General features: G+C 46.1%; 1 protein-coding gene and 1 pseudogene. Both read left to right on the top strand.

Annotated features, from left to right (window positions below; genetic code table 11):
* Window positions 1-446: pseudogene (locus tag ABUA47_RS23630) on the top strand (hypothetical protein); the annotation flags it as partial.
* Between the two features lies 1 nt (window position 447).
* Entirely contained in the window at window positions 448-1,365 is a 918-nt protein-coding gene (locus ABUA47_RS23625; protein WP_120381822.1) for a hypothetical protein, read from the top strand.
* Window positions 1,366-1,449 lie beyond the last annotated feature (84 nt).

The following is a 1,449-nucleotide window of genomic DNA, read 5'->3' as shown; positions in this document are numbered from 1 at the left end:
CCTACAAGTGGTCCAGGATGGTTAACGGTGCCTGGCAGACACTCGTCGACCAGACCGGCAAGAGTCTGACCGTTACGGACAGCCTGGTTGACACTACGGGCATCTTTAAGGTGGAGGTGTCGCAGGGCGGCAATCTGATAGGCCTTGACACGCAGACGGTGATGGACTTGTCAGACCCCTACGACATCATAACTAATCCCAATCCCGAGGATGAGACGATTGTTTCCGGTTCCGGAGGTTCGGTGACTTATACGCCTATCCTTGTCAAGCGGGGACAGACCACGAAGGCAAAGAATATGCTGTTCTATTTTGTCTTTATGGATTCGGCAGGGGTCATTCTCAATCCGGCTACGGCGAATGTGGCTGCGGCAAGCGGTACCTGCACTGAAGCTATGTGCCAGCAGGCAGGCGGCAATGTTTCATGGACAATCTCAACGGCAGCATGATATGGCAAAGAAAGCGTTGGCAAGCAAGACGGGAGAAGTGAAGTATCTCCAGCAGGGACCGATCGGTCCGCTGGTCTATCCGGCTGGAGAATATTCCGCATCCACAGGCTACACCCGTACGGCTCTATCGACACCGATGGTACTGTGTGAAGGTCAATACTACGTGTTGGCTAAGGAGGGCACATTTAGGGGTGTCAACCCCAAGACAGACTATGCGGCAAACGGCAGTAAGGCGACATGGATAGTGATGGACAAGATACAGTATGCCTTTATCGAGGTACTGATGGCGAATTTCGCCAAGCTGGCAAGTGCGGTGTTCTATGGGCAGTATATGTTTTCGCAATACGGAATAAAAGCCGATGGCTCTGCTGTAGAAACGGTAGGCGGATATAAAGATTTTAATTACAATGACCCGATGAATCCGGCAAACAAGTTTCGACCAAACTTACTCCTTGATTTTCTGACTGGGAGCTTCAAGGGACGTAATGTTGAAGTTGAGGGGACAATTATTGCCAATGCATCATTTGTTCGGATGCATGATTTCCGTGCAAACGAGGGGTATTTCTTTTTGAATCCGGCTTTTGGCTCTGATTTTATCAATGGTCGCCCTAATCGTATTTCTACTGCTGTATATATGCTACCGGATGCTGCTCAATATGCCGGAATGAAGATATCATTGACGATATACAAAGACTTAGCGAGCACATACGGGTATATATCAGTTGTCACTAAGAATGCGTTTAATGAAACAGCAGTCGTTGGTAGTGAAATGAAATATTGCAATAGAGCAAGTATATCTGGAGCCGGAAGATATGAATTTATATCATTAGGCAGTTTATGGTTTTTAGCAAATGACAATGGAGCTTCGTTTTCTTATGCTGATTTGGGTAATTATACTTATGAAGATCCTGTTAGCTAGAGAGAATAATATTAAACAAAACGAGAATAAAAACAAAATGTTAAACCGGTTGTCGTTTTTATCCGAAAATGACGACCCTCAAAA

Origin of the sequence: Bacteroides sp. RTP31139st1_H2_RTP31139_211217 (assembly GCF_040227615.1) — a bacterium.
Taxonomy (GTDB): Bacteria; Bacteroidota; Bacteroidia; order Bacteroidales; family Bacteroidaceae; genus Bacteroides; species Bacteroides uniformis.
This window is presented reverse-complemented; position numbering and strand designations above follow the sequence as displayed.

What these genes read in the sequence shown, in the direction of transcription:
- ABUA47_RS23625 (WP_120381822.1), top strand. Translation starts at nt 448, where the DNA reads ATGGCAAAGAAAGCGTTGGCAAGCAAGACGGGAGAAGTGAAGTATCTC.